The organism is Prevotella illustrans (assembly GCF_017426725.1).
In the GTDB taxonomy this organism is placed as follows: domain Bacteria; phylum Bacteroidota; class Bacteroidia; order Bacteroidales; family Bacteroidaceae; genus Prevotella; species Prevotella illustrans.
The window spans coordinates 19,512-27,306 of the sequence record NZ_JAERMS010000040.1 but is presented as its reverse complement, the minus strand read 5'-3'; the positions used below and the strand labels follow the sequence as shown (position 1 = coordinate 27,306).

General features: G+C 45.4%; 4 protein-coding genes. 3 read left to right on the top strand and 1 reads right to left on the bottom strand.

Annotated elements, in window-relative coordinates:
* Window positions 1-204: 204 nt before the first annotated feature.
* From feoB to JHU38_RS10385, 3 genes are all read left to right on the top strand, one after another.
* The gene (gene feoB, locus JHU38_RS10395) at window positions 205-2,673 is read left to right on the top strand and encodes a ferrous iron transport protein B (protein ID WP_107582444.1); all 2,469 of its coding nucleotides are present in this window, start codon (window positions 205-207) and stop codon (window positions 2,671-2,673) included.
* A gap of 67 nt (window positions 2,674-2,740) precedes the next feature.
* On the top strand, window positions 2,741-3,763 hold the full coding sequence (locus tag JHU38_RS10390; RefSeq protein WP_146157020.1) for a hypothetical protein: 1,023 nt from the start codon (window positions 2,741-2,743) through the stop codon (window positions 3,761-3,763).
* On the top strand, window positions 3,750-4,943 hold the full coding sequence (locus JHU38_RS10385; RefSeq protein ID WP_232369932.1) for a GH25 family lysozyme: 1,194 nt from the start codon (window positions 3,750-3,752) through the stop codon (window positions 4,941-4,943). The genes JHU38_RS10390 and JHU38_RS10385 overlap by 14 nt, the downstream gene beginning before the upstream one ends.
* Window positions 4,944-5,375: 432 nt before the next feature.
* Here JHU38_RS10385 and JHU38_RS10380 read toward each other — a convergent pair whose 3' ends face one another.
* Entirely contained in the window at window positions 5,376-7,691 is a 2,316-nt protein-coding gene (locus tag JHU38_RS10380) for a transglycosylase domain-containing protein (protein WP_107582442.1), read from the bottom strand.
* Window positions 7,692-7,795: the final 104 nt, after the last annotated feature.

Genomic DNA, 7,795 nt, shown 5'->3' with positions numbered 1-7,795 from the left:
AGAACGGGAATTACATATATTTGTTTTGTATAAATTAATTTTGTTCACTTATTTATCATAAGACATCATTATTATTAGGTATTTATAAAATTAACCGGATAAAAAGAATTCACGTCATCCATTTTTTTGTAATTTTGCGGACAGTGAGCGATGAGCCAAGTGCCGTTATTCTTGGCTCCGTCAATTACTTTTTGTATTTGATTTATGAGATTATCAGAATTAAAGACCGGCGAACACGGAATAATCGTCAAGGTGACAGGACATGGTGGTTTTCGCAAGCGTGTTGTCGAAATGGGATTTATTAAGGGCAAGAAAGTCACCGTGTTGTTGAATGCTCCCCTGCATGACCCGGTCAAATATCAAATCATGGGTTATGAGGTTTCGTTGCGACACTCTGAAGCTGATAAGATAGAGGTTATCTCGGAAGACGAAGCCAAGGCATTGAATCTACGTTCTTCAATCAATGCGTCTACACCCGAGTTTGCCAATTTGAACGCAAACTCTTCCTCCGATACCGACAAACTTCTGGAAAGCGTTGCGGACAAGCAACGCCATACCATCAATATTGCGCTTGTCGGCAACCCCAATTGTGGAAAAACATCGTTCTTTAATTTTGCCTCCGGCGCTCACGAGCGTGTCGGCAATTACAGCGGTGTCACGGTTGACGCCAAGGTTGGTCATGCCAGTTTTGAAGGATATGAGTTTGAGATCGTCGATCTACCCGGGACCTATAGCCTTTCTGCCTATTCGCCTGAAGAACTATATGTTCGTAAACAGATTATAGATCAAACTCCCGATGTCATTGTCAATGTCATTGACACCAGTAATCTTGAACGCAACCTCTATCTGACAACGCAGTTGATAGATATGCACGTCCGGATGGTCTGCGCTTTGAACATGTTTGACGAGTCGATGCAAAGAGGCGACCACGTAGATTATGACAAGTTAGGTGAGCTCTTTGGCGTAACGATGGTTCCAACTATTTTTACGACAGGCAAAGGTGTTGACGAGCTGTTTCGGGCTATCATAAAAACGTATGAAGGCACAGAAGATACGGATCCTCACTTCCGTCATATCCATATCAATCACGGGCATGAAATTGAAAACGGCATTCTTGAGATACAGGAACATCTGAAACAGGAAGAGAACTTACGTGCACGCTATTCTACCCGTTATCTCGCCATTAAGCTCTTAGAGCACGATAAGGACGTAGAAGACTATATCAAAACCCTACCCGACGCACAGGAGATATTTGAACATCGGGATATGGCGGCCCAACGCGTGAAGGAAGAAACGGGAGACGACAGCGAAACGGCCATTATGGACGCAAAGTATGGTTTTATCCATGGTGCCTTGAAAGAAGCCGAGTATCTCACAGGAAGCAAAAAAAACACCTATCAGATGACCCATTTCCTTGATAGGATCATCACAAATAAGTATGTCGGTTTTCCCATCTTCTTTTTCATGCTGTTCATTATGTTCTCCGTAACTTTTATCGTAGGGCAATATCCGATGGACTGGATAGAGCAAGGCGTAAGTCTTTTGGGAGAACTTGTTAGCGGCAACATGCCCGAAGGCCCGCTGAAAGATATGCTGATCGACGGAATATTGGGTGGTGTAGGAGCAGTTATTGTGTTTCTGCCCCAAATTTTGATACTCTATTTCTTCATCTCCTTCATGGAAGACAGCGGCTATATGTCGCGCGCGGCCTTCATCATGGATAAGCTGATGCACAAGATGGGGCTCCATGGCAAGTCGTTTATTCCCTTGATTATGGGATTTGGCTGCAATGTACCGGCAGTGATGGCTACAAGAACGATAGAGAGCCGACGCTCCAGAATCATTACCATGCTGATTCTGCCGTTTATGAGTTGCTCGGCCCGACTGCCGATTTACATCATGATTACAGGCTCGTTCTTCGCTTTGAAGTATCGTTCTCTTGTCCTTATGCTGCTCTACGCGATCGGTGTCATGATGGCAGTTGCGATGAGTCGATTGTTTAGTCGCACAGTCTTCAAAGGTGAAGACACGCCGTTTGTCATGGAATTACCACCCTATCGCTTCCCCACGTGGAAAGCAATGGGCCGTCATACTTGGGAGAAAGGAAAGCAATACCTCAAGAAGATGGGAGGTATCATCTTGGTTGCCAGCATTATCGTGTGGGCTTTGGGCTATTTCCCACACAACGATCAGCTTACAGCCAGACAGCAACAAGAGCAGAGTTTCATTGGTAAAATCGGCAAGACCATCGAGCCTGTATTCATGCCTCAAGGGTTTGACTGGAAACTTGACGTAGGATTGTTGGCAGGAATTGGCGCAAAGGAGATCGTGGCGAGTACGATGGGAGTACTGTATAGCGACAATGACAGCTTTGGCGACGATAACAGTTACAACGATCATGGAGGGAAATACGAAATACTCCATAAGCAATTAGTGACCGATATAGCCAAACTTCATAACATCCAACCCGCACGGGCGGAATCTGTCGCTACACTCACGGCATTCTGTTTCCTGCTGTTTGTGCTTTTATATTTCCCTTGTATCGCTACGATAGCAGCCATCAAAGGAGAGACCGGCAGTTGGAAATGGGCTATATTTACGGCAGTCTATACCACGGGGCTGGCCTGGATTGTAAGCGCGGCAGTATTCCAAATAGGCAAGCTGTTCCTTTGAGTGGCTTCTCTACGATGCTTAAACGGACGGGCGCAGATTTTTGGATGAATATTCATCATACAAAGACATGAATTTAAAATTATTACAGGACTTTTTCCGCAGCCATCGGAAAAAGCTTTTACCATTAATCGGTTTGCTGATCATTGTAGGATGGTACGTGTGGACCACGAAACCCTATAACGAGCAACAGATGAAACGGAGCATCTCGTTGGTCGAGCGTAAATCTTATTTTGTTTTATACGCGGCAGACAAACCTGTCATCATGTTTTCCGGATTTAGCCGAGACTCGATTATGGAGGGCTTTTCATTTTCAGAAGATTCCATATCCGGACTGACATTTGTGGGCGGTGGATTCTGGGTTAATCGTTATCCTTGGGTGGCTTCATGCTCAGGCCGGATGATAGCCGCCGTAAATGACATGCCGGAGATAGTCCCCATCCGGGAAAATGTCCCTATATTTCTTTACAAAGAGATTGCTTACCTGAAAGAGAATTTGTCGCGAATGCGTGACAAACTGTCTGAATTGCGATATTATCTACGGGTTCATGGCGTGCAGGATGAAGGTTATGACGTCATAGCCAAATATACGACACGCTTGCGCGCGCGAATTGATACGGCACAGAAAGCATTAGACACATTGCGGACCATAAAGCGGCACACGCCTGTGACAATCATCCGAAAAAATACATTTACGGCTAAATATCCGGATGAAAGCGGACGATGGAACGCGTGTGACATGCGAGTGCTCAAGTATTCGGATGATATGCGGTACGCGGTGTTGCAAACGGTCTCCGCGAAATCGCCCGACTCGATACAGCCATTGTCGCTCCTGCCATGGAATGCCGGTACAAAAGGAGCGGCGGTCGGCGTGTCTTATCTGACAACGCTTGCGGGCAAATCCTATGGCGTGCTGATGGATGGAACGTTGGATGGCGATGGTAAGCACAATTTTTCAGATTTCCTGATGAAAGACGGACATCCTGTCTTTTCCGCTCACGGCAGCTTTGTCGGGATGAAACAGGGTAAGACCGTTATTTCTCGTAATGAGCTAAATAAACTCTTGACGCAAGGCGACGATGAAAATAATTAAGGTCCTACCTGTTCTTTCCTTGGTTTTAACCGCATGCGCAAATCTTCCGAAAGTACGCCATTACACGACGATTCAACAGAAGGATCACTATACCTATCAAGGAGAAATGCTGCATGGCAAGAAGCATGGGTATGGCATGTTGACAAAAGATGACAGTATCGTGTATGTCGGTTTTTGGAAGAATGGCATTCGGCATGGTAAGGGACGGATAACAGATAGCAAACAGCGTGTGATCCGGGGCAAGTTCAGAGGTGACACCCTGTTTTGGGGAAAGCGAGAAGAGGCTTCCGGCACATACGAAGGAGAAATGAACGCCCGTGGAATAGCCTATGGCCATGGTATTTACAAGGCTCGTGACGGTTTTATGTATGAAGGCCGGTGGAAGAACGACAAGGAAGATGGTTTCGGTTTTGCGATGACCAAGCACAACCGGCTGAAAGTCGGCGAATGGAAAGCAGGTATATTCAAAGGCGAAAAGTTGAATTATACCTCTGAACGCATTTATGGTATTGATATTTCACATTATCAACATGTCATCCGTAAAAAGAAATATAAGATCGACTGGGCCAATCTTCGGATTACCCACTTGGGTAATTTGAGCAAGAAGAAGATCACCGGTAAGGTGAATTATCCTGTTTCTTTCATTTATATTAAGAGCACGGAAGGTGTTACGGTTCGTAACAAATTTTATTCGGGCGATTATATCCAGGCTCATCGACATGGATATAGAGTAGGTTCCTATCATTTCTATTCTACCACCTCTTCGGCCTTGGCACAAGCCAAAAATTTTGTGAGATTATCGCGTTATAAAGCCGGCGATCTGCCACCGGTTTTGGATTTGGAGCCGTCAAACAAGCAAATCGCGAAGGTGGGAGGCAGTGAGCAACTGTTTAAAGGTGTCAGGATATGGCTTAATTACGTGCATGCGGCATGGGGAGTCAGGCCTATCCTCTATATTAGCCAGTCTTTTGTAAATAAGTACCTGCCTCAAGCCCCCGACTTAAAGCGCAATTATCGAGTCTGGATAGCCCGTTACGGCGAATATAAACCTGACGTGAAGCTGATCTATTGGCAATTAAGCCCCGACGGCAGGGTTAAGGGCATTCACGGACTGGTCGATATCAATGTGTTTAACGGCTATCAAGACGAATGGAATGAGTATATAGGCCAAATTTGGTAATGCCTTTGAGGTGTCAAAATCATTTACAAAAGGCTTAAAATGCGTCGCTTATTTTCAATCACTCGGATTTTGATTGGAAATAAGCCGTTTTTTTGACAAGTTACAAGTCGTTGTCAATCAGCGGTTTGCGTAAATCAGGCTTTTTATTTGGGCGTAATAAAGCGCATATTGCGTCGTTTTGAGCCTTTCAAAGCAATGCTTTAAGGTGGTAAAAGCAGCCCTTTTACGAGCTAATAGCATAGCTTTTACAAGGTAAAAGGGCTGCGATGAGCTGAAAATCATGAAAAAGAGGGTTGAAACAGTGGAGATTTAGCCGTAAATTTATCTAATTGGAGTAGTTTACAAAGCCGTATTTTTAATCAGATTATTTTACAAATTAAAAGCGAGACGCACCATGACACCTCGCTTTTAATGATTTCCGGCAACCGAAATTTATTCAAATACTTCGTCGATTTCATTCATAGGATCTTCTTCGCCCGGCTCTTTGACACAGGGATCATAGTCGGAAGGAAGCTGGAATTTCTCTTCTTCTGTATAGCCTAATGACTTGTCACGGTAAACCTTGCGCATATAATACGCCCAAATAGGTAACGCCATGGTCGCGCCTTGCCCCATTCGCATGGAATCAAAGTGAATGTCACGATCTTCACCACCTACCCAGCAGCCGCTGACAAGATCGGGGGTGAAGCCCATGAACCATGCGTCACTGTTGCGATTGGTCGTTCCTGTCTTGCCTCCGATTTCTCCTGTAAAATTATATTTATATCTAAGACGACCAGCCGTACCCTCATCGACTACTGCTTTGAGCAAAACGAGCATCTTATCGGCACTCTCTGAACTTATCACCTCGTTCATACGTGGTTGGAACCGGGCTACTACGTTGCCTTCGTTGTCTTCGATACGTGAAACAAACATTGGAGCCGTACGTATGCCGTGGTTCGCAAACGCCGTATAAGCGCTGACCATTTCGGCTACAGACACTTCGCATGGTCCCAGACATAGAGCCATGGAGGGGTGGATATCGGGATTGTGAATGCCGAAGTCGTGCAGCATCTGAACGAATTGTCGCGGATTCATCTTGCTCATCAAGTAAGCCGATATCCAGTTGTTGGACTGTGCCAATCCCCATTTCAGCGTAACCATCTGTCCGTAGCGGCTATGGGAGGTGTTGCGGGGAGTCCATCGTTGGCCTGCGACAACATACGATCGTTGGATATTGGGGGCTTTATCGCAGGGCGAGAAGCCATTTTCCATGGCCATGGCGTACAGATAAGGCTTAATGGTAGAGCCCACCTGGCGGCGTCCACCCATCACCATATCGTACATGAAGTGGTTGTAGTCCAACCCTCCAACATAGGCCTTGACTGCTCCGGTCTTGGGATCCATACTCATGAAGCCGGCTCGGAGAAACGTCTTGTAATAGCGAATACTGTCCATTGGGGTCATGACGGTGTCTAAATCTCCGTGATAGGTGAATATGGTCATGTCGACAGGCTTATGGAAAGCGTCCTTGATTTCCTGTTCGGTAGCCCCCTCTGCTTTCATGGCACGGTAGCGTTCGCTTTGAACCATGGCCCTGTTCAATATCTTACGCACTTGATCGGCTGTGAGCTGCTCGGTAAACGGGGCTGTAGCCTTGTACCTTTTCTCTTTATTGAACGCGGGTTGCAAGAACCTGGCTACATGCGCGTAAACAGCTTCTTTCGCATATTGCTGCATTCGCGAGTTGATGGTTGTGAAGACCTTCAGGCCATCTGTATAAATATTATAAGGACTACCGTCTTTCTTGAAATTCTTGTTGCACCAGCCATACAGCGGATCCGTGTTCCAAGCGATGGAGTCGATTGTGTATTGAGACCGGTTCCAGGCCGGATATTCTTCTTTTTCCGGTCGCTTGGCCATCATGTACCGGCGCAGAAACTCACGGAAATACGTGGCTGTGCCGTCTTTATGGTCGGTTCGATGGAAGGACAACTTTAAAGGTTCGTCGCAATATTGGTTATATTCAGCCTTGGAAAGATAGCCCACTTTTTGCATTTGGCTAAGGACAACATTGCGTCGTTGTTCACAGCGTTCAGGGTATCGCACGGGATTGAACAAGGACGGATTCTTACAAAGGCCGATCAACGTGGCTGCTTCTGTAATACTCAAGTCTTTAGGTTCTTTGTTAAAGTAAGTGTTTGCCGCGGTTTTAATTCCGACGGCATTGTGAAGAAAGTCGAAATAATTAAGATAGAGCGTGATGATTTCTTCTTTTGTATAAGTACGTTCCAGCTTGATGGCAATAACCCATTCGATGGGTTTCTGAAGCAGGCGCTCCTGTACGCTGCTGACTGTTGATGAATAGAGTTGTTTGGCCAACTGTTGGGTGATGGTACTGCCACCACCCGCGCTGGCTTGGCCAAAGATTCCACGTTTTACAACCGCACGGGCCAACGCAATAAAATCAATACCGGAGTGTTTATAAAAGCGTTCGTCTTCGGTCGCGACCAACGCTTTTACCAGATACGGGGAAATCTTATTGTAGGGAACGGCAATTCTATTCTCTTTATTTAAGTTCCAAGTACCAATTACTTTACCATCACTTGAATATACTTGTGTGGCAAATCTGCCGATGGGATTCTGTAAATCGTTGATAGGCGGCATATATCCTATCCAGCCATTCCATATAGCTACAAATGCCAATATTGTTGTTATTACCGCAATAACTAAGATACTCCAAAGAAAATGAATAAGCGCTCTACGCATATAGGTCACATATTTTATTTCGACAAAAATACAACTTTTCCACGAAATATGATTATGAAAATAAAAATTATGCCTAACTTTGAAGACGAATTCAGACCTATCCA